Genomic DNA, 25932 nt, shown 5'->3' with positions numbered 1-25932 from the left:
ACCACGCGGCAACCGCGCCCGAACCACCATCACAACCTCCGATCACAACCGGTGTTGCAACGACCCCATGAACCCAAGTGCCCTTGAGGGAATCTGATGCCGTGAAGGGCACCCTCAGGACATCAGCGGCACCATGCCGCGCGCCGCGAGGGGCGAGATCGCGGCGTCAGATGCCCCGAAGGTGAGCCCGGGGAAGCTCAGTTCAGCGTGTCGGGGCCGTCCTGGCCGGGGCGTCGCCGCCGCAGGTAGCGCTCGAACTCGGCCGCGATCTTGTCCCCGCTGCCCTCGTCGACGGTGATCTCCGGCTCCTCCTCGCGCTCTTCGAGCGAGCGGACGTACTCGGCGATCTCCTCGTCCTCGTCGGCCATCTCGGTGACCGTGCGCTCCCACTCCTCGGCCTGCTCCGGCAGCGCCCCGAGCGGGATCTCCACGTCGAGCACGTCTTCGAGCTTGTGCAGCAGCGCGAGCGTGGCCTTCGGGGACGGCGGGTGCGACACGTAGTGCGGCACCGCCGCCCAGATCGACACCGCCGGGATGCCCGCCTGCACGCAGGCGTCCTGCAGGATCCCGACGATCCCGCTCGGGCCCTGGTACCGGTTGCGCTCGAGCCCGTACCGTGCCGCGGCCGCCGCGTCGTAGGCGGTCCCGGTGACCGGGACGGACCGCGTGTGCGGGGTGTCCGCGAGCAGCGCGCCGAGCGTCACGACGGTCGCCACGCCCAGCTGGTCCATGTACTCGAGCAGTTCGGCGCAGAACGCGCGCCAGCGCATGTTGGGCTCCGGGCCCTGGACCAGCACGACGTCGCGGTCGAAGCCGTCCGGGCGGCACACGGACAGCCGGGTCGTCGGCCATTCGATCCGGCGGGTCACCCCGTCCACCATGCGGACGTTCGGGCGGCTCACCTGGAAGTCGTAGTACTCGTCGGGGCTGAGCTCGGCCAGCGGGGTCGCGTCCCAGTTCAACTGGAGGTGCTCCACCGCCCTGCTGGCCGCGTCACCTGCATCGTTCCAGCCTTCGAAGGCCACCACCATGACCGGCTGGGGTGTGGTGTCCGGTTCCTCGGGAGCGGGTTCGGGCTGTCGGATCTCGTCGGCTGGGTCACTCACTGGACCAGCCTACGACCCGGCGACCCGTGCGCGGACCGTAGCCTGGGGGACATGCCGGAGCCTCTTTCGTCACCACTGCTCGACGCACTCGCTTCCCGTGTCGTGGTCGCCGACGGAGCGATGGGCACGGCACTGCAGGCACACGACCTCACGCTCGATGATTTCGCAGGTCTCGAGGGGTGCAACGAGATCTTGAACGTGACCCGGCCGGACGTGGTGCGCGGGGTGCACCGCGGCTATCTGGAGGCGGGCGCGGACGCGGTCGAGACCAACACTTTCGGGGCGAACTTCGCGAACCTCGCCGAATACGATATCGAGGACCGGATCTTCGAGCTGTCCGAGATCGGTGCCAGGCTCGCCCGCGAGACGGCCGACGAATTCGCCACCGCGGACCGCCCGCGGTTCGTGCTCGGCTCGGTCGGCCCCGGCACGAAGCTCCCGACGCTCGGGCACGCCCCGTTCACCCGTCTGCGCGACGCCTACGTCGAAGAGGTCCGCGGCCTGCTCGCCGGTGGCGTTGACGCGGTCATCGTGGAGACCACGCAGGACATCCTGCAGACCAAGGCGTCGATCGTGGCGGCGCACCGGGCGATGGCGGCCGAGGGGCGCCGGGTCCCGGTGATCGCTTCGATCACGGTGGAGACCACCGGCACCATGCTGCTCGGCACCGAGGTCAACGCCGCGCTGGCCGCGCTCGAGCCGCTCGGGATCGACCTGATCGGGATGAACTGCGCCACCGGGCCCGCCGAGATGAGCGAGCACCTGCGCCAGCTCTCGAAGCACGCGCGCGTCCCGCTGTCGGTGATGCCGAACGCGGGGCTGCCCGAACTGGGCCCGGACGGCGCGGTGTACCCGCTGAGCGCGGAGGGCCTCGCCGAGGCGCTGACCGGGTTCGTGCGCGAGTTCGGCGTCGGGCTCGTCGGCGGCTGCTGCGGGACGACCGGCGAGCACATCAGGCAGCTTTCCGAGGCCGTCCGCGAACTGCGGGCGCCCACGCGCCGCCCGCACCCGGAGGCCGGGGTGTCGTCGCTGTACCAGGCGGTGCCGTTCCGGCAGGACGCCAGCGTGCTGATGATCGGCGAGCGGACCAACGCGAACGGGTCCAAGGCGTTCCGGGAGGCCATGCTCGACGGACGCCTCGACGACTGCGTGGAGATCGCGCGCGACCAGACCCGCGACGGCGCGCACCTGCTCGACGTGTGCGTCGACTACGTCGGCCGGGACGGCGCGGCGGACATGGCCGAACTGGCCGGCCGCCTCGCCACCGCGTCGACGCTGCCGATCATGCTGGACTCCACCGAGGTCGAGGTGATCAGGGCGGGGCTCGAACGGCTCGGCGGGCGCTGCGCGATCAACTCGGTGAACTACGAGGACGGCGACGGGCCGGATTCGCGGTTCGCGAAGGTGATGGCGATGGCCGCGGAGCACGGTGCCGCGGTCGTCGCGCTGACGATCGACGAGGACGGGCAGGCGCGCACGGCCGAGAAGAAGGTCGAGATCGCGTCCCGGCTCATCGAGGACATCACGGGCAACTGGGGCCTCGAGACCTCGGACATCATCATCGACACCCTGACCTTCACGATCGCCACCGGCCAGGAGGAGTCGCGGCGGGACGCGATCGAGACGATCGAAGCGATCCGCGGGCTCAAGCGGCGGTACCCGGACGTGCAGACCACGCTCGGGCTGTCGAACATCTCGTTCGGGCTCAACCCGGCCGCGCGGCAGGTGCTGAACTCGGTGTTCCTGCACGAGTGCGTCCAGGCCGGGCTGGACACCGCGATCGTGCACGCGTCGAAGATCCTGCCGATGGCGCGGATCCCCGACGAACAGCGCGGCGTGGCGCTCGATCTGCTCTACGACCGCCGTCGCGAGGGCTACGACCCGCTGCAGGAGCTGATGGCGCTGTTCGAGGGCGTCAGCGCGGCGTCGAGCAGGGCCTCGCGCGCCGAGGAGCTGGCCGCGCTGCCGTTGTTCGAGCGGCTCGAACGCCGGATCGTCGACGGTGACCGCAACGGCCTCGACGCGGATCTCGACGAGGCGCTGCGGGACCGGCCCGCGCTGGCGATCATCAACGACACGCTGCTGTCGGGCATGAAGACCGTCGGCGAGCTGTTCGGCTCCGGCCAGATGCAACTGCCGTTCGTGCTCCAGTCCGCGGAGGTGATGAAGGCCGCGGTCGCCTACCTCGAACCGCACATGGAGTCCGAGGACTCGGGCGGCAAGGGCCGGATCGTGCTCGCCACCGTCAAGGGCGACGTGCACGACATCGGCAAGAACCTGGTCGACATCATCCTGTCCAACAACGGCTACGAGGTCGTCAACCTCGGGATCAAGCAGCCCATCACGACCATCCTGGACGCGGCGGCGGAGAACAAGGCCGACGCGATCGGCATGTCCGGCCTGCTGGTGAAGTCCACGGTGATCATGAAGGAGAACCTGGAGGAGATGAACTCCCGCGGGGTCTCCACCCGCTGGCCGGTGCTGCTCGGTGGTGCCGCGCTCACCCGCTCCTACGTCGAGAACGATCTGACGGAGATGTACCTCGGCGACGTGCGGTACGCCCGCGACGCGTTCGAGGGACTGCGCCTGATGGACGCGATCATGGGCGCGAAGCGGGGCGAGTCGCCGCTCGTCGACGAGCAGGAGGAGGCCAAGCGCGCCGAGCGCAAGGCGCGCCGCGAACGTTCCCTGCGCATCGCCGAGGCGCGCAAGGCGAAGCAGGTGGCGGAAGAGCCCGAGCCGCCCGCCCGGTCCGATGTCGCCACCGACGTCCCGTTGCCGACGCCGCCGTTCTGGGGCAGCCGCGTGGTCAAGGGCGTGCCGCTCGCGGACTACTCGGCGATGCTCGACGAGCGGGCGACCTTCATGGGCCAGTGGGGTCTGAAGGGCGCGCGAGGGGGCACCGGTCCCACCTACGAGGAACTGGTGGAGTCCGAGGGAAGGCCGCGGCTGCGGTACTGGCTGGACCGCCTCGCCACCGACGGGCTGCTGCAGCACGCGGCGGTCGTCTACGGGTACTTCCCGTGCGTGGCCGATGGCGAGGACGTGGTGGTGCTGGCCGAGCCGCACGCCGACGCCGCCGAGCGCACCCGGTTCACCTTCCCGCGCCAGCGCCGGGACCGGCGGCTGTGCCTCGCCGACTTCTACCGTCCGCGCGATCTCGCACGCGAGGCGGGCGAGGTCGACGTGCTGCCGCTGACCCTGGTCACCATGGGGCAGCCGATCGCCGACTACGCAGGCGGGCTGTTCGCCGCCGACGCCTACCGCGACTACCTCGAAGTGCACGGGCTCGGCGTCCAGCTCACCGAGGCGCTCGCCGAGTACTGGCACCGGCGCGTGCGCGAGGAACTGCACTTCGCAAGCGGCGCGGCACTGTCCGAAGAGGACCCCGAAGACATCGAGGCGTTCTTCAAGCTCGGCTACCGCGGCGCACGGTTCTCGCTCGGGTACGGCGCCTGTCCCGATCTCGAAGACCGGGTGAAGATCGCCGACCTGCTCGAACCGGCGCGGATCGGGGTCAAGCTGTCGGAGGAGTTCCAGCTCCATCCCGAGCAGTCGACCGACGCGATCGTCTGCCACCACCCGGAAGCGAAGTACTTCAACACGTAAAGGAAGGGTCCGCTGTGGACAGTCCGGCCGCTGTGCTGTGGGACATGGACGGCACGCTCGTCGACTCGGAGAAGCTCTGGGACGTCGCGCTGTACGAGGCGGCGGAAAGCCTCGGTGGCACGCTCTCGGAGGAGCAGCGCCTCACCCTCGTCGGGTCCAATATGGACGCCACCGCGAGCTATCTGCTCGAAGTGGTCACCGGCGAGGAGCCGGCGCCGGCGGCGATCGCGGAGATGGGGGAGTGGATCCGGCAGCGGACCGCGAACCTGTTCGAAGGCGCGCTGCCGTGGCGCCCCGGTGCGCGCGAGGTGCTCGCCGCGGTGCGGGCGGCCGGTCTGCCCTCGGCACTGGTGACCTCGACTGAGCGCGCGCTGACCGAGCTGGCGCTGAACACGATCGGGCGGGAGTTCTTCGACGCCACCGTGTGCGGTGACGAGGTGGACGGGCTCAACAAGCCGCTTCCCGAGCCGTATCTGCGCGCGGCGCGGCTGCTGGGCGTGGACCCGGCGCGGTGCGTCGCGGTGGAGGATTCCCCGCCGGGCACCGAATCCGCGGTCGCCGCGGGGTGCACGGTGCTGGTGGTGCCCAACGACGTGCCGGTCGAACCGGGTCAGCGCCGGGTGTTCCGTTCGTCGCTGGCCGGGATCGACGTGGCCGCGCTCGGCGCGCTGCTGAGCTGATCGGGGCTGACGCACGATGTCGGATTCTCGCTAGACTCCGCCGCCGCGCGCGGCAATGCTGGTGTGGTGCATGAGGACATCGAGCGGTGCGTGCGGGCCGTCCAGTCGAAGGACGCGCGCTTCGACGGGTGGTTCTTCACCGCGGTGCTGACCACCCGGATCTACTGCAGGCCGAGTTGCCCGGTGGTGCCGCCGAAGGTCCGGAACATGCGGTTCTACCCGAGTGCTGCGGCCGCGCAGCAGGCCGGGTTCCGCGCCTGCAAGCGCTGCCGTCCGGACGCGGCGCCGGGATCACCCGAGTGGAACGAGCGCGCGGATCTCGTGGCGAGGGCGATGCGCCTGATCGCCGACGGCGTAGTCGACACCGACGGGGTGCCCGGCCTCGCGTCCCGCCTCGGCTACAGCGTCCGGCAGATCGAGCGGCAGCTCCGCGCCGAACTCGGCGCGGGGCCGTTGGCGCTCGCTCGCGCGCAGCGCGCGCAGACGGCGCGCCTGCTGATCGAGACCACCGCGCTGCCGATGGCCGAACTCGCGCTCGCCGCGGGGTTTTCCAGCATCCGCACGTTCAACGACACGGTCCGCGAGGTCTTCGCACTGGCGCCGACCGAACTGCGGCGCCGGGCGGGCCGCCAGGGTGGCGCGGCACAAGGGGAGCTGTGCCTGCGGCTGCCGTTCCGCGCGCCGCTGTGCCCCGACAACCTGTTCGGGCACCTCGCCGCCACCGCGGTGCCGGGCGTGGAGGAGTGGCGCGACGGTGCCTACCGCCGGACGATGGCGCTGCCGCACGGGCCGGGCGTGGTGGCGCTGAGCCCCGCCCCCGATCACGTGCGGTGCCGGTTGTCGCTGGCCGATCTCCGCGATCTGGCGGCGGCGATCAGCCGCTGCCGCCGCCTGCTCGACCTCGACGCGGACCCGGTCGCGGTCGACGCGGCGCTGTCGGCGGACCCGGTGCTGGCCCCGCTCGTGGCCAAGGAGCCCGGCCGCCGGGTGCCGCACACCGTCGACGGCGAGGAGATGGCGATCAGGGCGGTGCTCGGGCAGCAGGTGTCGACAGCGGCGGCGAGGACGCACGCGGCGAGGCTCGTGCGCGCGTTCGGGCGACCGGTCGAGGATTCCGCGGGCGGCCTGACGCACCTGTTCCCGGAGGCGGCCGAACTGGCCGAGCTGGATCCCGAAACGCTCGCCATGCCGAAGACGCGCCGCCGCACGCTGCTCACGCTCATCGAAGTGCTGGCCGCCGGGAAGATCGACCTCGGCGCGGGTGCGGACTGGGACGAGGCGAGGGCCAGGCTCGCGGAGCTGCCAGGGTTCGGGCCGTGGACGGTGGAAACCGTCGCGATGCGGGCACTCGGCGACCCGGACGCGTTCCTCGCGACGGACCTCGGCGTCAAGTACGCCGCGAAGGAGCTGGACCTGCCCTCGGCGCCGCGCGCGTTCGCCGCGCACGCCGAACGGTGGCGCCCGTGGCGGGCGTACGCCGTGCAGTACCTGTGGGCCACCGGGGACCACGCCATCAACCGCCTGCCCGTCGCGGGCCGAGCCGAAGGGGACCGATGAAAACCGTCCAAGCGGCGCGCACGTACGCCGTGGTGCCGAGCCCGTGCGGGGACCTGACCCTGGTCGCCACCGAAGGCGTGCTGAGCGGGTTGTACATGGTGCGCCAGCGGCACCGGCCCGCGCAGGAGCGGTTCGGCGAGCGCGTCGATCCCGCCGAAGCCCCGTTCGGCGCGGTTTCCGCGCAGCTCGCCGAGTACTTCGCGGGCACGCGGCGCCACTTCGACCTGCCAATGCGCTTCCACGGCACCGAGTTCCAGAGTCGCGTGTGGACGGCCCTGTGCGATATCCCTTACGGTGAAACGATTTCCTACGGACAGCTCGCGGACCGGCTCGGTCGCCCGACCGCGTCGCGCGCGGTCGGGCTCGCCAACGGGAAGAACCCCATCGGGCTGATCGTGCCGTGCCACCGCGTGCTCGGCTCGACCGGTTCGCTCACCGGGTACGGCGGCGGGCTCGACCTCAAGCGGTCCCTGCTCGCCTTCGAGCGCGACGGCGGCCTCTTCACACCGCGGCTTGTCGCAGCGGGACAGGCAGAGGCCGGGCAAGTCGGCTGACCTCCGCCCGTCCGCGGGTCAGGCGACGAACTCCTCGGGGATGTCCGCGTGCTTGGTGCCGACGATGGCGACGTAGTGCAGCGGTTCACCGTTGACGTTGCGGCGGTGCTGGTAGCGCTCGGACGCGAGCAGTTCGAGCACGCCCTCGGCGCGCAGCCTGCGGATGAACGTCGCGAACCCGGACGTGTCCTCGTCGGAGAGGAACCGGTCCTTGATGTTGAACGCGATCCAGCCGTTGTCGCTGACCAGGTTGAACGCCGCGCGGAAGGCGGCGGGCGGGATGTCGGCGTAGCCGAGCGCGGCGACGCAGGAGAGCGTGTTGAACCGGTGGGTCGCGAGATCGCGGGCGATCTCCGGCGGCGGGGAGATCACGTCCGCGACGTGATAGGCGTCATACACGCTGGGGCGGTCACGGAGCGCGGCGAGCCGAGCGGACGCGATGATGTCCAGCCCGACGAGCGTGCCCACCCCGATGTTGCGCAGCTGCTCGCCGACGAGGCCGTTGCCCGCGCCGAGATCGAGCACCCTGAGCTCATCCGCGGCGTAGCCGTCCTGCTGCAGCTCCTCCTTCAGCAATTTCGCGATGACGTCGGGGGAACGGCAGTCCAGAATGTCGTGAAACAGCTGCTCGTAAAGGCCTGGAACGGAGAAAATGCGGTCGTAGTCGTGGAAGCGGAATTCCTGCCATTCCCCGTCGACGAGGACGAAGCCGTGCTCAGCGTCCTGGTCGAGACGATCGTCGGGGGCTGGCAGCCTGATCTGCAGCGGACCACGGTGTGTCAAGGTTTCTCCCATGTTTCGTTCCGGTGACTCCTGGTTGGCCGGCACCCTTCTTTTTGCTTGCCGGCCGCGTGAGTGCACCAGTCCGGCTTTTGGATATTCCAGACAAGTGGAGTTCGGCGCTCCCGTCAACGGCGGTTGGGCCGTCCGGACCAATCCGGTCGGCGGTGCGCGGGCGGGTGACGGGGACTTCACCCGGACAGGGGCGGATCGGCGCGGCACCGGCGCGGATGGAAGGATCACCGGGTGTGAAGACCTTCGATGAGCTGTTCGCCGAGCTTGCCGAACGCGCGCGGACCCGTCCCGCCGGTTCCGGCACCGTCGCCGCACTCGACGCCGGCGTCCATGCGCAGGGCAAGAAGGTGCTGGAAGAGGCGGGCGAGGTGTGGATCGCCGCCGAGCACGAATCCGACGACCGGCTGGCCGAGGAGATCTCGCAGCTGCTCTACCGGGTCCAGGTGCTGATGCTCGGCCGCGGAGTGACCACCGAGGACGTCTACCGGTACCTGTGAGCGGGTTCACCGGCGAGGTTTCGAGATCCGGACGGGATGGAGTGATGGCATGCTGCGCGTAGCGGTGCCGAACAAGGGCGCGCTCGCCGTGGCCGCGTCGGAGATGCTCGGCGAGGCGGGGTACCGCCGCAGGCACGAGCAGCGCGACCTGACCGTGCTCGACCCCGCCAACGAGGTCGAGTTCTTCTTCCTGCGGCCCAAGGACATCCCGATCTACGTCGGTTCGGGCGAGCTCGACCTCGGGATCACCGGCCGCGACCTCGCGCTCGACTCCGGCGCGCCGGTGCAGGAGACCCTCGCGCTCGGCTTCGGCGGCTCGACGTTCCGGTACGCCGCGCCGGCAGGCCGCGACTGGAAGGTCACCGACCTGCACGGCAAGCGGCTCGCCACGTCCTACCCCCGCCTGGTGCGCGAAGACCTGGCGGCACAGGGCATCGAGGCCGAGGTCATCCGTCTCGACGGCGCCGTCGAGATCTCGATCCAGCTCGGTGTCGCCGACGCGGTCGCCGACGTCGTCGGATCGGGACGCACCCTGCGGCAGCACAACCTGGTGGCCTTCGGCGAGCCGATCTGCGTGTCCGAGGCGGTGCTCGTGCACCAGGCCGAAGGGGAGCCGACCAAGGCGAAGGCCCAGCTCGCCGCCCGGCTCCGCGGGGTCGTCTTCGCCCAGCAGTACATGATGCTGGACTACGACTGCCCCCGCGCCCTGCTCGAAGCGGCCATCGCGATCACGCCGGGGCTCGAGTCGCCGACGGTCGCGCCGCTGGCCCACGACGACTGGGTCGCGGTGCGGGCCATGGTGCCCCGCAAGGACGTCAACCGGATCATGGACGAGCTCGCCGAAGCCGGTGCGAAGGCCGTGCTCGCTTCGGACATCCGCTCCTGCCGACTGTAGGAGTCCGTGTCGGTCCTCCCGGCGTTCGCGCCGATCTGGGCGCTCACCGCGCTCGGCTACCTGCTCAGCAGGTTCTCGGTGCTGGGCCCGAAGGCCGACGAAGTGCTGACCAGACTGGCATTCCTGGTCGCCATGCCCGCGGTGCTGTTCTCCACCCTGATCGACACGCCGCTGTCCGCGCTGGTGAACCCGGGGCTGATCGCGTTCGGCGCCGGTACCGCGCTCGTCGGGGTCACCGGCGCGCTGCTGTCGTGGCTGCTGTTCCGCAGGCGCCTCGGGGAGCGCGTGGTGACCGGGATGGCGGCCTGCTACGTCAACGCCGCCAATCTCGGCATCCCGGTGGCACTGCAGGTCCTCGGCAGCTCGTCGTTCATCGTGACGGTGCTGCTGTTCCAGTCGCTGTTCATGATGCCCTCGATGCTCACCCTGCTCGAATCGGACGTCCCGAGCGGTGGCGGCCCGAAGTGGCGTGCGCTCCTGCTGCTGCCGGTGCGCAACCCGGTGATCGCGGCCTCCTTACTCGGTGTCGTCGTCGGAACGAGCGGCTGGCGGCCACCGGAGTTCGTGCTGCGGCCGGTCCACACCCTCGGCGGCGCCGGGATCGCGACCGCGCTGCTGGTGCTCGGGATGTCCCTGCACACCGGGCGCGTCCCCGCCGACGCACCCGGTGCGATGGGGGCCGGGCACCGGCGGCGGGGCGAGCTGGTGCTGGTGGTCGGCCTCAAGGTGCTCGTGCAGCCCGCCGCCGCACTGCTCATCGGGCTCGCGCTCGACCTGCCGCGCCCGCTCCTGCTGGCCGCCGTCCTGTGCTCGGCGCTGCCGACCGCGCAGAACATCTTCATCGCCAGCAGCCGTTACGCCATCGACGCCCGGTTCGTCCGGGACTGCGTGCTCATCTCGACAGTGCTGTCGATGGGCACCCTGTCGGTGATCGCCCTGCTCTTCGGCGGCTAGTGCGAGGGGCGCTGCCTGCGGGGGAGCAGGTCGTAGAGCTTCTTGCGGGCGCCGTTGTCGTTGGTGTTCCGCGCGTCGGAGACGTCCGCGATGAAGTCCTCGAAGACGAAGTCCTGCTCCGCCGGGATCGTCGGGCCCCGCGCGCCGGCGCGGTAGCCGTCGAGGCTGTGCGCGATCTGCCGGAACGCCTCGGCCTGCACGGTTTCCGGGGCGAACGTGGTCACCGGCACCCCGTGCGCGGCGGCCTCGTTCATCACCACGCCCATCGGCACGTGCGACAGCACCGGGATCCCGAAGCCGTGCAGCTCGTGCAGGGCCGCCGCCGCGTAGTGCGACATCGGACGCCGGTAGAGCCCCGGCACCAGCCCGTAGTGCGTGATCGGCGGCCGGTTCACGCTCTGCTCGACGTAGGCCAGCTGGTCGTAGAGCAGCCGCAGCGCGCGGATGCTGGTCCGGTCCGGCTGCACCGGCACGAGAATCCCGGTGGTCGCGGCGAGCGCGTTGTTCGTCAGCACGTCCAGCGCGGGCGGGCAGTCGATGATCACGTGGTCGTAGTTCGCGAACTGGATGACCCTGGCCAGCTGCCAGCCCGGCACCCGGAACTGGTCGAGCCTGCGGACCAGGTCGAACATCCCCGGCGAGGTCGGGACGACGTCCAAGGTGCCGCCGCGCCCCACGTTCGCCCTCGGATGCGTGACGACGAGCTCCTCGACGGCGCCCTTCCACATCTTGGTGAGCGCCTTCGCGAGGCTGGGCATCGTCGAGGGCACTTCGGGCAGCCCGAGCATCTCGGTGGTCGCGTGGCCCTGTGGATCGAGGTCGATCAGCAGGACGCGCAGCCCCCGTTCCGCCAGTGCGGCAGCCGTGCCGACGCTGAGCGAGGTCTTGCCGACCCCGCCTTTCTGGTTGACCACCGAGGTGATCTGCATGCCACCGGACTCCAGGGGGTTCCTTCGTTGTGCGCGTCGTTCAAGCTAGCCGATCCGCGGCCCCCGGCGGGGGACCTTGGGGCCGGTGTTTCAGCGCGGCCGCACCAGCAGCGCCTGCGCGCCGGTGGCGACCTGGCCGCCGAGGTCGTGCAGAACGCTCGTCGCGGTGCCCACCCCGAGCGGGCCGACCCTGGTGGTCGCGTCCAGGCCGATCCACTCGCCGGATGGCTGTCGCAGCACGTGCACGGTCAGTTCGGAGTTGATGAACCACCACTGGGCCGGGTCGAGGAAGTTCGACGCGCCGTTGCCCGAATCGGCCACCGCGAACAGCCGCTGCAGCGGGCTCGGCTCCTCACCGTCCACCAGCGACACGCGCTGGCGCGCCCACACCCTGGCCGGGCCGGGCTGGTCGAGATCGCCGGAGACGGCGCGCCACTCCATCGCGTCCAGGTAACCGCCGTGCCAGCTCTCCGGCCAGCGCGCCGCCTTCGCGTCACCGGGTGCCGGCATCGGCGGGGCGAGGTTGGCGACGACCGCGCCCGAATCCGAGGTGGCCAGCCGCCACGCCGACGCCCTGGCCACGACCCGCTCACCGTCCACCAGCTCGGCCACCAGCAGCTCCACCGACCGGCCGGGCCGTTCGAGCCTGGCCCGCACGACCAGCTCGCGCAGGGGAGCGGGCCCGAGTATCTCCACCGTCACCCTCGCGAGCAGGCTCTCCCGGTCCGCGGGAACGCCCTCCAGCTCGCGGACCAGCAGCGCGGACGGCGGGCCGAAGTGCTGGGCGTCGGGCGACCACGGGCCCGAGGTGTGCCCGGTCGGCAGGTAGCGGCCTTCGCCGAGCGGGCGGAAGAACGCGGCGGGTTCGGGCAACGTGCTGGCCTTTCCGGTGCTGGGGACGCGTCAGTCGGCGCGGTCGAGCGGGCTTTCCTCGCCGGGATCGGGCTCCGGCCAGCCCGGGTAGTCCGGCGGTGTCCCGCCGAACTCGGGGCAGCGCGCCTGGTGATCGCACCAGCCGCACAGCTTGCTCTGGTTCGGCCGGAAGTCGCCGGTCTTGCCCGCGCGCAGGATCGCCTGCCAGATCGCCTCGAGGGTGCGCTCGAACCGGCGCAGCTCGGCCTCGTCCGGTGCGTAGGTGAGCGCCTGCCCGTCGGTCAGGTACATGAGCTTGAGCTGGCGCGGCACCACGCCGCGCAGCCGCCACAGCACGACCGCGTAGAACTTCATCTGGAACATCGCCTTGGCCTCGCCGATCTGCCTCGGCGCGGCGCCCGTCTTGTAGTCGACGACCCTGATCTCGCCGGTGGGCGCCACGTCGATCCGGTCGACGTAGCCGCGCAGCAGCACCCCGGAGTCCAGTTCCAGCTCGATGTGCTGCTCGCACGCCTCCGGTTCGAGCCGGCGCGGGTCCTCCAGCTCGAAGTAGTTGTCCACGAGCTTCGCCGCGGACCCGAGCCAGTTCTCGACCTCGCCCTGCTCGTCGTCGTCGAACAGGGCCGTCCACTCCGGACGGTCGGCGGACATCTCCGTCCACGATGGCGCCAGCAGTTCCTTCGCGCGCTCCGGCAGCCGCTCGGCGGTGGGCAGTGCGAAGAGCTTCTCCAGCACCGAGTGCACCAGCGTGCCGCGGACCTGCGCCTTCGTCGGCACCTCCGGGAGCCGGTCCACCGCGCGGAAGCGGTAGAGCAGCGGGCACTGCTTGAAGTCGCTCGCGCGCGACGGCGACAGCGCTGGGCGGCGGCGCGGGGCGCTGCTCGCTTCCGGCTGCGGATCGGTGGTCGCGGTCTGGGACATGGGCCCACCGTAGGGCAGGGCACCGACAGGATCTCCCCGGCACGCGGGGCGGCCGGGGGAGTGGTGTGTCACCGGCCCGCGACCTGCACGGGACCAGGACCACCCGTACGCGAGGGGGGAACCTGCCGCCCGGATCACGGTGGTCCCACAGCGCGCGTTCTACCCTTTACCCCATGGCCGCGACGAGCGAGCAGGGCACGAGCCGGTCCAGGCGGGCGATCGCCGTGGACGGCGGGCTGCTGCTGTTCAGGGTCGACGGGGTGCCGGTGCTGCTGGCGCCGTCGTGGTGGATCGGGTCGCTGGTGATCGTGGTGCTCTACACGCCGCTCGTGGGCCGTTTCCTGCCCGGTGCGAGCACCCTCACCTCGTGGCTGCTCTCCGCCGCCTTCGCGGTGCTGCTCGGCCTGTCGGTGCTGGCGCACGAACTCGGGCACTGCCTCGTCGCGCTGCGGCTGGGCATCCCGGTCCGCAGGCTCCGGCTGTTCCTGCTCGGCGGCCTGTCCGAGGTGGCGCGCACCCCGCGCAAACCAGGCCACGAGGGCATGGTGGCCGCGGCGGGCCCGGTGGTGTCGGTGCTGCTCGCGGCCTTCTGCGGTGGCTTGCTGCTCGCCGTGCCGCCCGGTGGCGCGGCCTGGCTTCTCGTCGCCGAGTGCGCGGTCGCGAACCTCGCCGTCGGCCTGTTCAACCTGCTGCCCGGCCTGCCGCTCGACGGCGGGCGCCTGCTGCGCGCCGGGGTGTGGGCGGCGACCGGGGCCAGGCCGACCGGGACGAAGGCCGCGGTCGCCGGCGGCGGGCTGGTCGCGTTCGGGCTGCTCGTGTGGGCGCTGTGGGGCCTCGCCTCCGGTAGCGAAGATCGCTGGCTCAGGCTCGGCGTGTGCGTGGTGACGGCGTGGTTCGTCGCGGTGGGCGCCAGCGACGAACTGGCGGCGGAGAACCGGCGCGCATGGCCTGCCGGGCTGTCGATCAGCGAACTGGTCCGGCCGGTGCTGCAGCTCCCCGCGGAGAGTCCGGTGTCCGACGCGCTCGCCGCGTCCGCCGGCCGCGGTGTGGTGCTGGTGCGCGCCGACGGCGTGGCGGCGGGCCTGCTCGACGAGACCGCGGCGCAGCGGCTCGCGAGCGAATCGCCGCAGTCGCCTGCCGAGCTGGCCGCGGAGCCGATCAGGGCCGAGACGGTGTTCCTCGCTTCGGAACCGTCGGAAGAGATCGCCGAGCGCGTCCGCGAGACACCGGCGTGGCAGTTCCTCGTCGTCGACGAGGAGGGCAGGCCCGCCGGGGTGCTGCGCCGGGAAGACCTCCGCGCGGCGATGTCCGGCAGGCCGGTTTCCTAGCTCCCGCTCATCCGTCCATCGGGTGTGACGAACAATCGTCGCTTGACACGAACTTAGTTCGTGCAGTCGAATGTTGTTCGTGACGAAGACCGTGAAGCAGGACGTGGACGTGACCGTGGTCGGAGCCGGGCCGGTGGGTCTCGTGCTCGCCGCCGAGCTGGCGCTCTCCGGGGCGAAGGTGCAGGTGATCGAGCGGCTGGCCGAGCCGGACCTGGCGATGAAGGCGCAGTCGATCAACATCCCGACCGCCGAGGCGCTCGCCCGCCGTGGCCTGCTGCCCGCCGTCGAACAGGTGCAGCGCGAGACGCTCGGGCGGGTGGGTTCCTACGCCGCGGGCGGGGACCGCGGGGGAACGGTCGATACGCGGTTCACCGGGCATTTCGCGGGGATGGTCCTCGACGCCGACCTCGTGGACTGGGCCGATCCCGACTTCGCCGCGCACACCGCGGCCGCGGGCGCGCGGATGGTGCCGCAGCCCGAGCTGGTGGCGCTGCTCACCGGGCACGTCGCGAGCCTGGGGGTGCCGGTGCGTCGCGGAGTCGAGGTCACCGCGCTGGACGACACCGGTGACGGCGTGCTCGTCGGCACCACCGACGGCCAGGTGCGCACCGGGTGGCTGGCCGGGTGCGACGGCGGGCACAGTGCCGTGCGCCGCCTCGCGGGCATCGGCTTCCCCGGTACCGACCCCGAGTTCACCGGGTATCAGGCGGTCGCCGACATCGCCGACCCGGAGAAGCTCGCGAACGGCTGGGCGTGGTCGTCCGCGGGCGCCTACCGCTACGGGCCGCAGCCCGGCCGGGTGGCCACGGTGGAGTTCGGCGGCGGCCCCGCCGACCGGTCGGCGCCGGTCACCCTCGACGAGCTGCAGACCAGCCTGCGCCGGGTCTCGGGCACCGACGTCACGGTGACCGCGCTGCGCGCCACCCCGACCCGCTGGACCGACAACACCCGCCAGGCCGCGGCCTACCGGTCGGGCCGGGTGCTGCTGGCAGGCGACGCCGCGCACGTGCACCCGCCGTTCGGCGGGCAGGGGCTCAACCTCGGGGTCGGCGACGCGGTGAACCTCGGCTGGAAGCTCGGCGCCGTGCTCGCCGGGTGGGCACCCGAGGGGTTGCTCGACACCTACGAGGCCGAGCGCCGCCCCTTCGGCGCCTGGGTGCTGGACTGGACGCGGGCCCAGGTCGGGGTGCTGCGCGGGGACGCCAAGTCGGCCGCGCTCCGCGGGGTCGTGGCCGATCTGCTCGGCACCAGGGAAGGCACGACCTACGCGGTCAAGAAGATCTCCGGCGTCGATCAGCGCGTCGACCTGCCCGGTGCTCATCCGCTGGTCGGCCGGTACGTCCCCGATCTGTCGCTGAGGGACGGCTCGCGGCTGGCCGACCACGGTCACGGTGGCGGGTTCCTGCTGCTCGACCGCACTCCGGACGGCGCGTTCGCCCGCATCGCAGCCGGCTGGGCGGGGCGGGTACGCAGCGTGCTCGACGACCACGCGGCGCCGGCCGGGGTGCTGGTACGCCCGGACGGGGTGGTCGCCTGGGCCACCGACACCACCGACACCGCCGACACCACCGACACCGCCGACACCACAGCCACCACAGCCACCGCGGGCCTGGAAGCCGTCCTGCACCGCTGGGCCGGCGCACCGGCCTCCGAGCACGAGCCGGTGGGCTGACCCCGTCCGCGACTCGTCCGGCCGCCGCCGGTACCCCGCGCCCCGTCTGCGAGGATCGGTCAATTCGCACGGGATGATGGAGGTTCAGTGTCGGCAAGCGGGCCGTTCCAGGCCGGTGACCGGGTGCAGTTGACCGATCCGAAGGGACGGCACTACTCACTGGTGCTCGCCGAGGGCGAGCAGTACCACACGCATCGGGGTGCGCTCGCGCACGACGACCTGATCGGCAGGCCGGAGGGATCGGTGGTCGCCTCCGGCGGCGGGACCTCCTACCTCGCGCTGCGCCCGTTGCTCGCGGACTACGTGCTGTCCATGCCGCGTGGCGCGCAGGTGATCTATCCCAAGGACGCCGCGCAGATCGTCATGCACGGTGACATCTTCCCCGGCGCTCGCGTGCTGGAGGCAGGCGCCGGTTCGGGCGCGCTGACCTGCTCGCTGCTGCGCGCGGTCGGGCCGGAGGGCACCGTCAGCTCGTACGAGATCCGCGAGGACCACGCCGGGCACGCGGCGAAGAACGTCGACCGGTTCTTCCACGGCAGGCCGGAGAACTGGACGCTCACGGTCGCGGATCTCGCCACGCACACCGGCGAGGTGGACCGGGTGGTGCTCGACATGCTCGCGCCGTGGGACCAGCTCGACACCGTCGGGAAGAGCCTGGTGCCGGGCGGGGTGCTGGTGGTGTACGTGGCGACGGTGACCCAGCTCTCCACGATCACCGAGGCGATCAGGGCGGCCCGCTGCTGGACGGAGCCGCAGGCGTGGGAGACGCTCATGAGGCCGTGGCACGTGGTCGGGCTCGCGGTGCGCCCGGAGCACCGGATGGTCGCGCACACCGCGTTCCTGCTGACCACCCGCAGGCTCGCCGACGGCGTGACCCCGCCAAGGCCGCAGCGGCGGCCGAGCAAGGGCTGAGCACCACAAGCACGGGGCCCCGCGGGATCAGATCCCGCGGGGCCCCGTGCTTGTCGTGCCGTCAGGAGGTCTTGGTCTTGATGGCCATGCACCAGGTGCCGTTCTGCTTCTTGGCGGGCAGGTACAGCTCCTTGCCCTTGCCCTCCGGCGTGAGGAAGTAGATCTTGGCGTCCTCGTTCGTGACCGTGGGCGGGGTGCTGCCGAGCGTGGTGCCCGGTGACGGCGGGGTGTCGTCCTTGATCTGCGCCGGGTCGCACGAGAAGGTCTTGATGTCCGGGATGTTGCCGCTCGAGTAGGCGCTGGCGAACTTCGTGCCCAGCTCCTTGAGCGCCGCCACGTCCTCGGCCGAGCCACCGCCGCCGCCGGAGGAGGACGAGCTGCTCGGCCCGGTCGAGGGGGAGCCGGACCGGCTCGAACCGGTCGACGGGCGCCCGCTGCTGGACGGGCTGCTGCCCGCCGACGGCTGCGGCTGGCTCGACGGCGCCGCCGCCGGGGTGTCCTTGTCGTCGCCGGTCAGGTAGATGATCAGCCACACGATGCCGCCGACGAGCACCACGCCGAGCACGGACAGCCCCACGATCAGGCCGGTCTTGTTCGACTTCGGCGGCTCGCCGCCGGGACCGCCGGGGAACGCGGGGTAGCCGCCCTGCTGGTCGGGGTAGCCGCCCTGCTGCGGGTAGCCGCCCTGCTGGCCGAAACCACCTTGCTGGCCGAAACCGCCCTGCTGCTGGCCGTACTGGCCGTAGGGGTCGGGCTGGCCGAACTGCTGGGTGCCGCCAGGCTGGTTCTGCTGGGGCTGGGGGCCGCTCTGCGGGTAGGCACCACCGGGTTGCTGCCCGTACGGGTTGGGCTGGCCGTACTGGCCGCCCTGCCCGTAGGGGTCGGGCTGGCCTTGCGGCCCCGGCGGCTGCGGCGGGTAGGTCACGGGCGTTGCCCCCTAGTCATCTCGTACGTTTTCTCGCGCCTGGCGGGTGCGGGAGCCAGGTGCGCGCTCGCTCGGTTCCGACGCGCCCGAGCGGCATCCGGTTCGCGACTCGGAAAAGATTTCCTCGGCGAATGCCCGGATCGTAACGTGAGGCAACTAAACGCTATCGCCGACTCGCGGCTGATCGTTACCGCGTCGCACGCACATCCTGACCAAAAGGTCAAGACGGACAAAACGTCGATGCTGAACCGCTTACGGGCGACACACCCGGAAGCAGTGCGACGGAGCGTAACGATTTCATCCCGGGAGGGAGTACCAGATCGGCCGCTTGCGACTCCGTCCCGGTGGTGTTCCACACGCGACGCGCCGATCCTGTGATGCGGTAAGGGCTGTCCTTGTCGGTGATCGCCGGTACCGTTGTTTGAAAAGCACTCCGAGGAGGTGCCGACATGCAACACGACCTTCCCGGAGGTCGGCACGAGGACGCCGACCCTTCAGATACGAGTGGAGCTGGAACGACGCCGGACGAGCAGGCGCGGCAGGTGCGCTTCCTGGAAGAGGAAGTGGCCCTGCTGCGGAGGAAACTGACCGATTCGCCACGCCAGAACCGCGTGCTCGAGCAGCGGCTCGCCGAGGCGTCGGAGCGGATCAGCCAGCTGACCGAGCGGAACAGCAAGCTGGTGGAAACCCTGCGCGAGGCGCGGGGCCAGCTGCTCGCTCTGCGTGAGGAGGTGGATCGGCTCGCCCAGCCGCCAAGCGGCTACGGCGTGTTCGTGACCGCGTACGAGGACAACACGGTGGACGTGTTCACCTCGGGCAGGAAGATGCGGGTTTCCGTGTCGCCCGCGGTGGAGATCGAGTCGTTGCGGCGCGGCCAGGCGCTGCGGCTCAACGAGGCGCTCACCGTCGTCGAGGGCGGCGATTTCGAACGCACCGGGGAAGTGTGCGCGTTGCGGGAGGTGCTCGCCCCCGAGACCGAGGGCGGCGGTTCGCGCGCGCTGGTCGTCGGCCACGCCGACGAGGAGCGGGTGGTGCTGCTGTCCGACCCGCTGGCCGAGCAGACGCTCAAGCCGGGCGATTCGCTGCTGGTCGACTCGAAGGCGGGCTACGCCTACGAGCGGGTGCCGAAGGCCGAGGTCGAGGACCTCGTGCTGGAGGAGGTCCCGGACGTCCAGTACGAGGACATCGGTGGCCTGACGAGGCAGATCGAGCAGATCCGCGACGCGGTGGAGCTGCCCTTCCTGCACGCCGACCTCTACCTGGAGTACCAGCTCCGCCCGCCGAAGGGCGTCCTGCTCTACGGGCCGCCCGGCTGCGGGAAGACGCTGATCGCCAAGGCGGTGGCGAACTCGCTGGCCAAGAAGGTGGCGCTGGCACGGGGCGATGGCGACGCGGCCGACGCCAAGTCGTACTTCCTCAACATCAAGGGTCCCGAACTGCTCAACAAGTTCGTGGGCGAGACCGAACGGCACATCAGGCTGATCTTCCAGCGGGCGCGCGAGAAGGCGTCCGAGGGCACTCCGGTGATCGTGTTCTTCGACGAGATGGACTCGATCTTCCGCACCCGCGGCAGCGGGGTGTCCTCCGATGTGGAGACCACGATCGTCCCGCAGCTGCTGTCGGAGATCGATGGTGTCGAAGGGCTCGAGAACGTCATCGTGATCGGCGCGTCCAACCGCGAGGACATGATCGACCCCGCGATCCTGCGGCCGGGCAGGCTGGACGTGAAGATCAAGATCGAACGTCCCGACGCCGAGGGCGCGAAGGACATCTTCTCGAAGTACCTGCTGGCCGGGCTGCCGATCCACGCCGACGACCTCACCGAGTTCGGCGGGGACACCAAGGCCACGATCGACGCGATGATCCAGCACACCGTCGAGCGGATGTACGAGGAGAGCGACGACAACCGGTTCCTCGAGGTCACCTACGCCAACGGGGACAAGGAGGTCCTGTACTTCAGGGACTTCAACTCGGGCGCCATGATCCAGAACATCGTGGACAGGGCGAAGAAGGCGGCGATCAAGTCGGTGCTGGAGACCAAGCAGCCCGGCCTGCGGGTGCAGCACCTGCTCGACGCCATCGTGGACGAGTTCGCGGAGAACGAAGACCTCCCGAACACCACGAACCCGGACGACTGGGCCAGGATCTCCGGCAAGAAGGGCGAGCGGATCGTCTACATCCGCACGCTCGTCACCGGCAAGAACCAGGACTCCGGGCGGGCGATCGACACCGCGACGAACACCGGTCAATACCTGTAGGTGAACCAACGGTGCGGGGTCGCGTCTTCGGACGCGGCCCCGCACCGTCGTTTCCGGGCCGTGCCCGCCAAGAGCGGAGGGTGTTCCGGTATCACCCCGGGAACGTCCATTGTGGACTCCTCGGCCGCGTTGCCTTGCCGTGCGGGCGGACGAGAGGATAAACGTATAACGTCCTATACTGCGTGGCATGGATGAGCAACGGCCCCGGCATTCGGCTCCAGTGACCTCCGCGGGCATCATGAACTGGCTCGAGACGGTGGCGGAATCCGTTCGCCGTGGCGAACTCGACGCCGACGAGCTGATCGAACTGCTCGGTGAGTTTCGCGCGGCGTCGACGGCTTGCGCCAACGCGTCGGACTGGGCACTGCTGGCCGCGCGGGAGGCGGGGGCGAGCCTGCGCCAGATCGCGCCGGTGTTCGGCAAGGGCTACGTCCGCGCGCCCGCCGCGCGCCTGGAGAAGCTACATCGGCAGGTGCTGAACTCGGAGCAGTTCCTCGAACTGCTGCGCCGCCGCGAAAGCTGAGCGTTCTCCCGCCACCGCGGCGAACCTGGCGGCGTCGGCGTCCGCGAACTCCGGCACTGGCGCGCTCCCGGATTGTGACCGCGACGAATTCTTCCTCGAAGATCACGCTTTCGTATCCGGATTGCCTTGCCGCGGAAGCACTCTTGTCCGTGGGCTGCTGCCTGCCCTGATCATGCCGTAATCTTTTGCCATGCCGAATTCCGCCCTGCGGTTGATTCCCGGTGCTATCGATCGTTTCGGCGCACGGGTGCACGCGGTCGAGGGCCGACAGTGGAACGATGCGACGCCGTGTACCGAGTGGACGATCCGAGATCTTGTCAACCACCTGGTCGGCGAGCACCTGTGGGTCCCGCACCTGCTCGCCGGGGAGACCCTGGAGCAGGTGGGTGACCGCTACGACGGCGACGTGGTCGGCGTCGACCCCGTGCGTGCGTGGGATGAGGCGGCGGAGCGCTCCCTCGAGGCGTGGGACGGCGCCGATCTGTCCGGGACGGCCCGGTTCTCCTTCGGAGAGGCTCCGCTCACCGTGTACGCGGACCAGATGCTCGTCGACCTGACCGTCCACGAGTGGGATCTGGCCCGTGCGTCCGGCCAGGACGAGTCGCTCGATCCGGCCGCGGTCGGCAACTGCCTGGTCTACGCGCGTGCCAATGCCGAGCGGGTGGCCGGCCTGGGAATTTTCGCCGCTCCGGTCCCCACCGCCAGCACTGACCCCGCCGTTCAGCTGCTTTCCATGCTGGGCCGCACCGTCTGACGGACGGGCGACCGGCGCGGGATATCGCGCCGGTCGCCGCTGGTGACTTCCCGGCGGATGTACCCGTGACGGCCGCGAAGGGTTCCGCCTCGGCCACCGGTCGGCTGGCGATGCCCCCACCAAATGTATAACGACCTATACGGCGCGGCTCTGAAAGTGCGAATACCTTCGGTTACCGTCAAGCGCATGACGTCACCCCGCACCCGCATCGACCGGACAGGGCTCGGTCTCGCGGCGCTCGGCAGGCCCGCCTACATCAACCTCGGGCGGGACGGCGCCCTGCCTGCCGACCGGAGTGTGCCCGCCCTGCGCGCGGCGACGCACGAAGTGCTCGACGACGCCTACCTGGCCGGTGTCCGGCAGGTGGACGTGGCCAGGTCCTACGGGCTGGCCGAGGACTTCCTGGCGAGCTGGCTGCGGGAACGCGGTCACCGCGACGTCCTGGTCTCGAGCAAATGGGGCTACGCCTACGTCGGCGATTGGCGGCTCGACGCCGAGGTGCACGAGGCGAAGGAGCACTCGCTCGGCCGGTTCCGTACACAGTGGACGGAGAGCACCGGCCTGCTCGGTGCCGCGATTTCGCTCTACCAGGTGCATTCGCTGACACCGGACAGTCCGCTGTTCACCGACGAGCCGTTGCTCGAAGCGCTCGCCGAGCTGGCCGCGAGCGGCGTCCGCGTCGGGTTTTCGACCTCCGGCCCCGCGCAGGCGGACGTCGTGCGCCGGGCGAGCGCGCTCGAAGTGGCGGGGCAGCGGGTGTTCACCGCGGTCCAGTCCACTTGGAACGTGCTGGAGCCCTCCGTGGGGGAAGCGCTGGCCGAGGTGCGTGAAGCGGGTTTTACCGTGCTGCTGAAGGAAACCCTCGCGAACGGCAGGCTCGTAGTCGATCCGCCGGAGCAGGTGCGGGCGGCCGCGGCGGCGCACGGCGTGGGACCGGACGCGATCGCGGTGGCCGCGGCGCTGGCACAGCCGTGGGCGGACACCGTGCTGATCGGCCCGTCGAGCCGTGCGCAGCTGGCGTCCAACCTGGACGGAACGAAGGCGGCGCTTTCCGGGGCCGAGCTGGCGGCGCTGGCGGAACCGGCGGAAAACGCCGAGGCGTACTGGGCGCGGCGGTCCTCGCTGCAGTGGCGCTGACGCCCTGCACTAGGGTCGGCGCGGTCGGGAAGAGGTTACGGAGGGGGCAGACCGTGCGCCGTACGCGGATTTCGGGTGTCACAGCCATTACCGCGTTCGCACTGGCCGGACTCGCCGGCTGCGCGGACCGGCCGAACGACCTCGAGACGTACTACGACGAGACGACGCCGCCGACGACGGCGTCCGCCGCGTCCGATGCACCACCCGCCTCGGAGCCGCCGAGCCCCGCCCAGCCGCCCGTCGCCGCGCCGCCGACGGTCGAACCGGCCACCGCGCTGCTGTCGGATCCGGACCTCGCGGAGGAAGGCGTCCGCCGCGCGCCGGAGGCGCCCCCGGCGGCGGGCTGCCCCGCGGGCATGCCGCCGCAGGCGGTGTCGGCGCACTGGCGCTACCAGAGCGGGGCGCTGCTGAGCCAGCGCGTGGCCGCCTACCCCGGTGGCAAGGCGGCCGAGATGGTGCCGACGCTGGGCTGCGCGGGAAGGCCGGTCGCGATCGCGTCGCCGCCGGGTGCGGACGCGGTGTCCGCGTGGTCCTCGGGGACGACGTGCACGGTGCTCGTCGCGAAGGGCGATCTGCTGTCGGTGATCGATGTGGCCGCTTCCAGCGAAGCGCGGGCCGTCGATGCGGCGAAGCGGCTGGCGCCGGTGGCGGCAGGCAAGCTCGGCGGCGTTCAGCCGTAGCGGCGGAACCACTCCAGCACGCCGAGCCTGCCGTCGGGCACGAGCGGGCCCGACGGGTCTTCCGCCCAGTTCCGCAGTTCCGCCAGTGACATCCAGCCGCCGGAGACGATTTCCTCGGGCTGGTGCGTGATCTCGCCGTCCCAGCGGACCTCGTAGGCGAAGTTGTGGCAGCGGATCGGCGGCTCGTCGAAGACGTGCGTGAAGAGCGGTTCCAGTGCCACGCCGCGGATTCCGAGCTCTTCGGCGAGTTCGCGTTCGGCGCAGTCGGCCGGCTCCTCGCCCGCGGCGACCACACCACCTGCCCAGCAGTCGTACGCGCCGGGGAACACGTCCTTGTCCGGGGCGCGGAGGTGCACGTAGACGGACTTGCCGTCACCGGAGCGGACCAGCACCACGGCGGCCGCATGCCAGAGTCCCCTCGCCCGCACGTCGGCACGGGTGGTGCTGCCGACCGCGGTGCCGTCCGCGTCGTAGCGGGCCACGAGTTCGTCACCTGCTGGCATGGGGGCATCGTCGCACGGCCGCTACCCGTAGGGTGGAGCCCATGCGGCGGATCATGGGAACCGAAGTCGAATACGGCATCGCGGTGCCGGGCGACGCGACCGCGAACCCGGTGCTGACCTCGACACAGGTCGTACTGGCGTACGCGGCCGCTGCCGACATCCCCCGGGCTCGGCGGGCCAGGTGGGACTACGAGGTGGAGTCGCCGCTGCGGGACGCGCGCGGGTTCGACCTGGCCGGCCCCGGCGGGCCCGGTCACGACCCGGACGTCGAGGACCTCGGCGCGGCGAACGTCATCCTCACCAACGGTGCCCGGCTCTACGTCGACCACGCGCACCCGGAGTACTCGGCGCCGGAGGTGACGAACGCGCGTGACGCGGTGATCTGGGACAAGGCAGGCGAGCGGGTGATGGAGGAGGCCGCGCTCAAGGCGGCCACCGTGCCGGGGCAGCCCGCGCTGCAGCTGTACAAGAACAACGTCGACGGCAAGGGCGCGAGCTACGGCACGCACGAGAACTACCTGATGGCGCGGTCGACGCCGTTCACGGCGGTGATCGGCGGGCTCACCCCGTTCTTCGCGTCGAGGCAGGTCGTCACCGGGTCGGGCCGGGTGGGGATCGGGGCGCAGGGCGAGGAGGCCGGCTTCCAGCTTTCCCAGCGGTCGGACTACATCGAGGTCGAGGTGGGCCTGGAGACGACGCTGAAGCGCGGGATCATCAACACCCGCGACGAGCCGCACGCGGACGCGGACAAGTACCGCAGGCTGCACGTGATCATCGGCGACGCGAACCTCGCGGAGTACTCGACCTACCTGAAGGTCGGCACGACGGCGCTGGTGCTCGACATGATCGAGGACGGCGTCCGGTTCGACGACCTCAAGCTGGACGAGCCGGTGCGCGCGGTGCACCAGATCAGCCACGACCCGACGCTCAAGGCGAAGGTCGCGCTGGTGAACGGGCGCAAGTACACGGGACTGGAACTGCAGTACGCCTATCACGAGCTGGCCGCCGCGCATCTGGAGCGCACGGGCGCGGACGAGGCGTCGAAGGAGGTGCTGCGGGTCTGGGGCGAGACGCTCGACGCGTTGAACCGCGACCCCGCCGAGTGCGCGGACCGGCTGGACTGGCCCGCGAAGCTGCGGCTGCTGGAGGGGTACCGCGCGCGGGACCAGCTCGCGTGGGGCGCGCCGCGGCTGCACCTGGTGGACCTGCAGTACTCCGATGTCCGGCTGGGGAAGGGCCTGTACAACCGGCTGGTCACCCGCGGCTCGATGAAGCGGCTGGTCACCGAGGAGGAGGTGCAGGCGGCGATCATCACCCCGCCGTCGGACACCCGCGCCTACTTCCGCGGCAGGGCGCTGGAGAAGTACGCGAGCTCGATCGCGGCCGCATCGTGGGATTCGGTCATCTTCGACGTTGGCAGGGAGTCGCTGGTGCGGATCCCGACACTGGAGCCGTTGCGGGGGACTAAGGCGCACGTGGGGAAGCTGCTCGACGAGTCCGCCACCGCGGAGCAGCTCGTCGAGGCGCTCACCGGTTCGGACTGACACACGGCGCTCACCGTGGCGAAAATGTCATGACTGCTGAGTAGGCTAGGAGAGACAGCGACACCTGGAGGCGGCATGGCTCAGGAACAGAGCGACAAGCAGCAGGGTGAGTCCGACGAGGGCCACGACAGCGGCTATGAGTCCGGCCCGGACACTTCGGCAGGTCAGGAGCGCAGGGAGAAGCTCGGCGAGGACGTGGACACGATCCTCGACGAGATCGACGACGTGCTGGAAGAGAACGCCGAGGACTTCGTGCGCGCCTACGTGCAGAAGGGCGGGCAGTAGCCCGCACCGCGTCCGGCGCACCAGGAAACATCCACGCACAG

The 25932-nt window shown here is 70.9% G+C and carries 24 protein-coding genes; 17 read left to right on the top strand and 7 right to left on the bottom strand.

Annotated features, from left to right (window positions below; genetic code table 11):
- Positions 1 to 197: 197 nt before the first annotated feature.
- Positions 198 to 1106 carry a PAC2 family protein gene (locus ABD256_RS37430; RefSeq protein WP_344429931.1) on the bottom strand — a complete coding sequence of 303 codons (909 nt, stop codon included), beginning with the start codon at positions 1104 to 1106 and terminating at the stop codon, positions 198 to 200.
- A 51-nt stretch (positions 1107 to 1157) separates the two neighbouring features.
- Here ABD256_RS37430 and metH point away from each other — a divergent pair, with 51 nt between their 5' ends.
- The 4 genes from metH to ABD256_RS37410 all read left to right on the top strand — a co-directional run bounded on the left by metH (position 1158) and on the right by ABD256_RS37410 (position 7506).
- The gene (gene metH / locus ABD256_RS37425; RefSeq protein ID WP_344429929.1) at positions 1158 to 4715 is read left to right on the top strand and encodes a methionine synthase; all 3558 of its coding nucleotides are present in this window, start codon (positions 1158 to 1160) and stop codon (positions 4713 to 4715) included.
- Between the two features lie 14 nt (positions 4716 to 4729).
- Positions 4730 to 5395 (top strand): HAD family hydrolase, encoded by a 666-nt coding sequence (locus ABD256_RS37420; protein ID WP_344429927.1) that lies wholly within the window; start codon positions 4730 to 4732, stop codon positions 5393 to 5395.
- A gap of 66 nt (positions 5396 to 5461) precedes the next feature.
- Positions 5462 to 6952, top strand: coding sequence for an AlkA N-terminal domain-containing protein (locus tag ABD256_RS37415; protein WP_344429925.1), 1491 nt, complete (start codon positions 5462 to 5464; stop codon positions 6950 to 6952).
- Positions 6949 to 7506, top strand: coding sequence for a methylated-DNA--[protein]-cysteine S-methyltransferase (locus ABD256_RS37410; protein WP_344429923.1), 558 nt, complete (start codon positions 6949 to 6951; stop codon positions 7504 to 7506). Before ABD256_RS37415 ends, ABD256_RS37410 begins: the two co-directional genes overlap by 4 nt.
- Positions 7507 to 7524: 18 nt before the next feature.
- On the opposite strand, the gene ABD256_RS37405 is transcribed toward ABD256_RS37410, so the two are convergent.
- Positions 7525 to 8301: a class I SAM-dependent DNA methyltransferase gene (locus ABD256_RS37405; protein ID WP_425546585.1), complete on the bottom strand. Its 777-nt coding sequence runs from the start codon at positions 8299 to 8301 to the stop codon at positions 7525 to 7527.
- Positions 8302 to 8534: 233 nt separating this feature from the next.
- On the opposite strand from ABD256_RS37405, the gene ABD256_RS37400 reads away from it, so the two are divergent.
- The 3 genes from ABD256_RS37400 to ABD256_RS37390 are packed head-to-tail and all read left to right on the top strand — an operon-like array spanning position 8535 to position 10647.
- Positions 8535 to 8798, top strand: a complete 264-nt coding sequence (locus tag ABD256_RS37400) for a phosphoribosyl-ATP diphosphatase (RefSeq protein ID WP_215544738.1) — start codon at positions 8535 to 8537, stop codon at positions 8796 to 8798.
- Positions 8799 to 8847: 49 nt separating this feature from the next.
- Positions 8848 to 9693 (top strand): ATP phosphoribosyltransferase, encoded by an 846-nt coding sequence (gene hisG, locus ABD256_RS37395; protein ID WP_344429918.1) that lies wholly within the window; start codon positions 8848 to 8850, stop codon positions 9691 to 9693.
- A 6-nt stretch (positions 9694 to 9699) separates the two neighbouring features.
- Positions 9700 to 10647, top strand: coding sequence for an AEC family transporter (locus ABD256_RS37390; RefSeq protein WP_344429916.1), 948 nt, complete (start codon positions 9700 to 9702; stop codon positions 10645 to 10647).
- Here the strand turns inward: ABD256_RS37390 and ABD256_RS37385 are convergent.
- The 3 genes from ABD256_RS37385 to ABD256_RS37375 all read right to left on the bottom strand — a co-directional run bounded on the left by ABD256_RS37385 (position 10644) and on the right by ABD256_RS37375 (position 13370).
- Positions 10644 to 11576, bottom strand: coding sequence for a ParA family protein (locus ABD256_RS37385; protein ID WP_344429914.1), 933 nt, complete (start codon positions 11574 to 11576; stop codon positions 10644 to 10646). The two genes, ABD256_RS37390 and ABD256_RS37385, sit on opposite strands and share 4 nt — an antisense overlap.
- 90 nt (positions 11577 to 11666) lie before the next feature.
- The gene (locus ABD256_RS37380) at positions 11667 to 12449 is read right to left on the bottom strand and encodes a thioesterase family protein (protein ID WP_344429912.1); all 783 of its coding nucleotides are present in this window, start codon (positions 12447 to 12449) and stop codon (positions 11667 to 11669) included.
- A 30-nt stretch (positions 12450 to 12479) separates the two neighbouring features.
- Positions 12480 to 13370 carry a RecB family exonuclease gene (locus tag ABD256_RS37375; RefSeq protein WP_344429910.1) on the bottom strand — a complete coding sequence of 297 codons (891 nt, stop codon included), beginning with the start codon at positions 13368 to 13370 and terminating at the stop codon, positions 12480 to 12482.
- A 173-nt stretch (positions 13371 to 13543) separates the two neighbouring features.
- Here ABD256_RS37375 and ABD256_RS37370 point away from each other — a divergent pair, with 173 nt between their 5' ends.
- The 3 genes from ABD256_RS37370 (at position 13544) to ABD256_RS37360 (ending at position 17282) form a co-directional block, all read left to right on the top strand.
- The gene (locus tag ABD256_RS37370; RefSeq protein ID WP_344429908.1) at positions 13544 to 14698 is read left to right on the top strand and encodes a site-2 protease family protein; all 1155 of its coding nucleotides are present in this window, start codon (positions 13544 to 13546) and stop codon (positions 14696 to 14698) included.
- A 79-nt stretch (positions 14699 to 14777) separates the two neighbouring features.
- Complete coding sequence (locus ABD256_RS37365) at positions 14778 to 16370, top strand: FAD-dependent monooxygenase (RefSeq protein ID WP_344429906.1); 1593 nt, start codon at positions 14778 to 14780, stop codon at positions 16368 to 16370.
- An 87-nt stretch (positions 16371 to 16457) separates the two neighbouring features.
- On the top strand, positions 16458 to 17282 hold the full coding sequence (locus tag ABD256_RS37360) for a tRNA (adenine-N1)-methyltransferase (RefSeq protein ID WP_344429904.1): 825 nt from the start codon (positions 16458 to 16460) through the stop codon (positions 17280 to 17282).
- A 61-nt stretch (positions 17283 to 17343) separates the two neighbouring features.
- On the opposite strand, the gene ABD256_RS37355 is transcribed toward ABD256_RS37360, so the two are convergent.
- On the bottom strand, positions 17344 to 18207 hold the full coding sequence (locus ABD256_RS37355; protein ID WP_344429902.1) for a hypothetical protein: 864 nt from the start codon (positions 18205 to 18207) through the stop codon (positions 17344 to 17346).
- Between the two features lie 449 nt (positions 18208 to 18656).
- On the opposite strand from ABD256_RS37355, the gene arc reads away from it, so the two are divergent.
- The 5 genes from arc to ABD256_RS37330 all read left to right on the top strand — a co-directional run bounded on the left by arc (position 18657) and on the right by ABD256_RS37330 (position 23559).
- The gene (gene arc, locus ABD256_RS37350) at positions 18657 to 20465 is read left to right on the top strand and encodes a proteasome ATPase (RefSeq protein WP_344429900.1); all 1809 of its coding nucleotides are present in this window, start codon (positions 18657 to 18659) and stop codon (positions 20463 to 20465) included.
- Positions 20466 to 20652: 187 nt separating this feature from the next.
- Complete coding sequence (locus tag ABD256_RS37345) at positions 20653 to 20988, top strand: hypothetical protein (protein WP_344429898.1); 336 nt, start codon at positions 20653 to 20655, stop codon at positions 20986 to 20988.
- Between the two features lie 190 nt (positions 20989 to 21178).
- The gene (locus tag ABD256_RS37340) at positions 21179 to 21742 is read left to right on the top strand and encodes a TIGR03086 family metal-binding protein (RefSeq protein WP_344429896.1); all 564 of its coding nucleotides are present in this window, start codon (positions 21179 to 21181) and stop codon (positions 21740 to 21742) included.
- Positions 21743 to 21928: 186 nt separating this feature from the next.
- A complete protein-coding gene (locus ABD256_RS37335) occupies positions 21929 to 22879 on the top strand; it encodes an aldo/keto reductase (RefSeq protein ID WP_344429894.1) in 951 nt (316 codons plus the stop codon).
- Between the two features lie 53 nt (positions 22880 to 22932).
- Complete coding sequence (locus ABD256_RS37330) at positions 22933 to 23559, top strand: hypothetical protein (RefSeq protein ID WP_344429892.1); 627 nt, start codon at positions 22933 to 22935, stop codon at positions 23557 to 23559.
- Here ABD256_RS37330 and ABD256_RS37325 read toward each other — a convergent pair.
- On the bottom strand, positions 23550 to 24062 hold the full coding sequence (locus ABD256_RS37325; protein WP_344429890.1) for an NUDIX domain-containing protein: 513 nt from the start codon (positions 24060 to 24062) through the stop codon (positions 23550 to 23552). The genes ABD256_RS37330 and ABD256_RS37325 overlap by 10 nt on opposite strands.
- Before the next feature lie 41 nt (positions 24063 to 24103).
- Between ABD256_RS37325 and dop the strand changes: the two genes are divergently transcribed.
- Both dop and ABD256_RS37315 read left to right on the top strand, forming a co-directional pair.
- Positions 24104 to 25606 carry a depupylase/deamidase Dop gene (dop, locus tag ABD256_RS37320; protein WP_344429889.1) on the top strand — a complete coding sequence of 501 codons (1503 nt, stop codon included), beginning with the start codon at positions 24104 to 24106 and terminating at the stop codon, positions 25604 to 25606.
- Positions 25607 to 25681: 75 nt separating this feature from the next.
- On the top strand, positions 25682 to 25891 hold the full coding sequence (locus ABD256_RS37315; protein ID WP_344429887.1) for a ubiquitin-like protein Pup: 210 nt from the start codon (positions 25682 to 25684) through the stop codon (positions 25889 to 25891).
- The last annotated feature ends 41 nt before the right edge of the window (positions 25892 to 25932 follow it).

Origin of the sequence: Amycolatopsis minnesotensis, from assembly GCF_039529815.1 — a bacterium.
GTDB lineage: Bacteria > Actinomycetota > Actinomycetes > Mycobacteriales > Pseudonocardiaceae > Amycolatopsis > Amycolatopsis minnesotensis.
Note: the sequence above shows the minus strand (reverse complement) of the source record. Positions and strands in the feature narration are given on the sequence as shown.

What these genes read in the sequence shown, in the direction of transcription:
- metH (WP_344429929.1), top strand. Translation starts at nt 1,158, where the DNA reads ATGCCGGAGCCTCTTTCGTCACCACTGCTCGACGCACTCGCTTCCCGT.
- ABD256_RS37410 (WP_344429923.1), top strand. Translation starts at nt 6,949, where the DNA reads ATGAAAACCGTCCAAGCGGCGCGCACGTACGCCGTGGTGCCGAGCCCG.
- ABD256_RS37405 (WP_425546585.1), bottom strand. Translation starts at nt 8,301, where the DNA reads ATGGGAGAAACCTTGACACACCGTGGTCCGCTGCAGATCAGGCTGCCA.
- hisG (WP_344429918.1), top strand. Translation starts at nt 8,848, where the DNA reads ATGCTGCGCGTAGCGGTGCCGAACAAGGGCGCGCTCGCCGTGGCCGCG.
- ABD256_RS37385 (WP_344429914.1), bottom strand. Translation starts at nt 11,576, where the DNA reads ATGCAGATCACCTCGGTGGTCAACCAGAAAGGCGGGGTCGGCAAGACC.
- ABD256_RS37375 (WP_344429910.1), bottom strand. Translation starts at nt 13,370, where the DNA reads ATGTCCCAGACCGCGACCACCGATCCGCAGCCGGAAGCGAGCAGCGCC.
- ABD256_RS37370 (WP_344429908.1), top strand. Translation starts at nt 13,544, where the DNA reads ATGGCCGCGACGAGCGAGCAGGGCACGAGCCGGTCCAGGCGGGCGATC.
- arc (WP_344429900.1), top strand. Translation starts at nt 18,657, where the DNA reads ATGCAACACGACCTTCCCGGAGGTCGGCACGAGGACGCCGACCCTTCA.
- ABD256_RS37345 (WP_344429898.1), top strand. Translation starts at nt 20,653, where the DNA reads ATGGATGAGCAACGGCCCCGGCATTCGGCTCCAGTGACCTCCGCGGGC.
- ABD256_RS37340 (WP_344429896.1), top strand. Translation starts at nt 21,179, where the DNA reads ATGCCGAATTCCGCCCTGCGGTTGATTCCCGGTGCTATCGATCGTTTC.
- ABD256_RS37335 (WP_344429894.1), top strand. Translation starts at nt 21,929, where the DNA reads ATGACGTCACCCCGCACCCGCATCGACCGGACAGGGCTCGGTCTCGCG.
- ABD256_RS37325 (WP_344429890.1), bottom strand. Translation starts at nt 24,062, where the DNA reads ATGCCAGCAGGTGACGAACTCGTGGCCCGCTACGACGCGGACGGCACC.
- dop (WP_344429889.1), top strand. Translation starts at nt 24,104, where the DNA reads ATGCGGCGGATCATGGGAACCGAAGTCGAATACGGCATCGCGGTGCCG.
- ABD256_RS37315 (WP_344429887.1), top strand. Translation starts at nt 25,682, where the DNA reads ATGGCTCAGGAACAGAGCGACAAGCAGCAGGGTGAGTCCGACGAGGGC.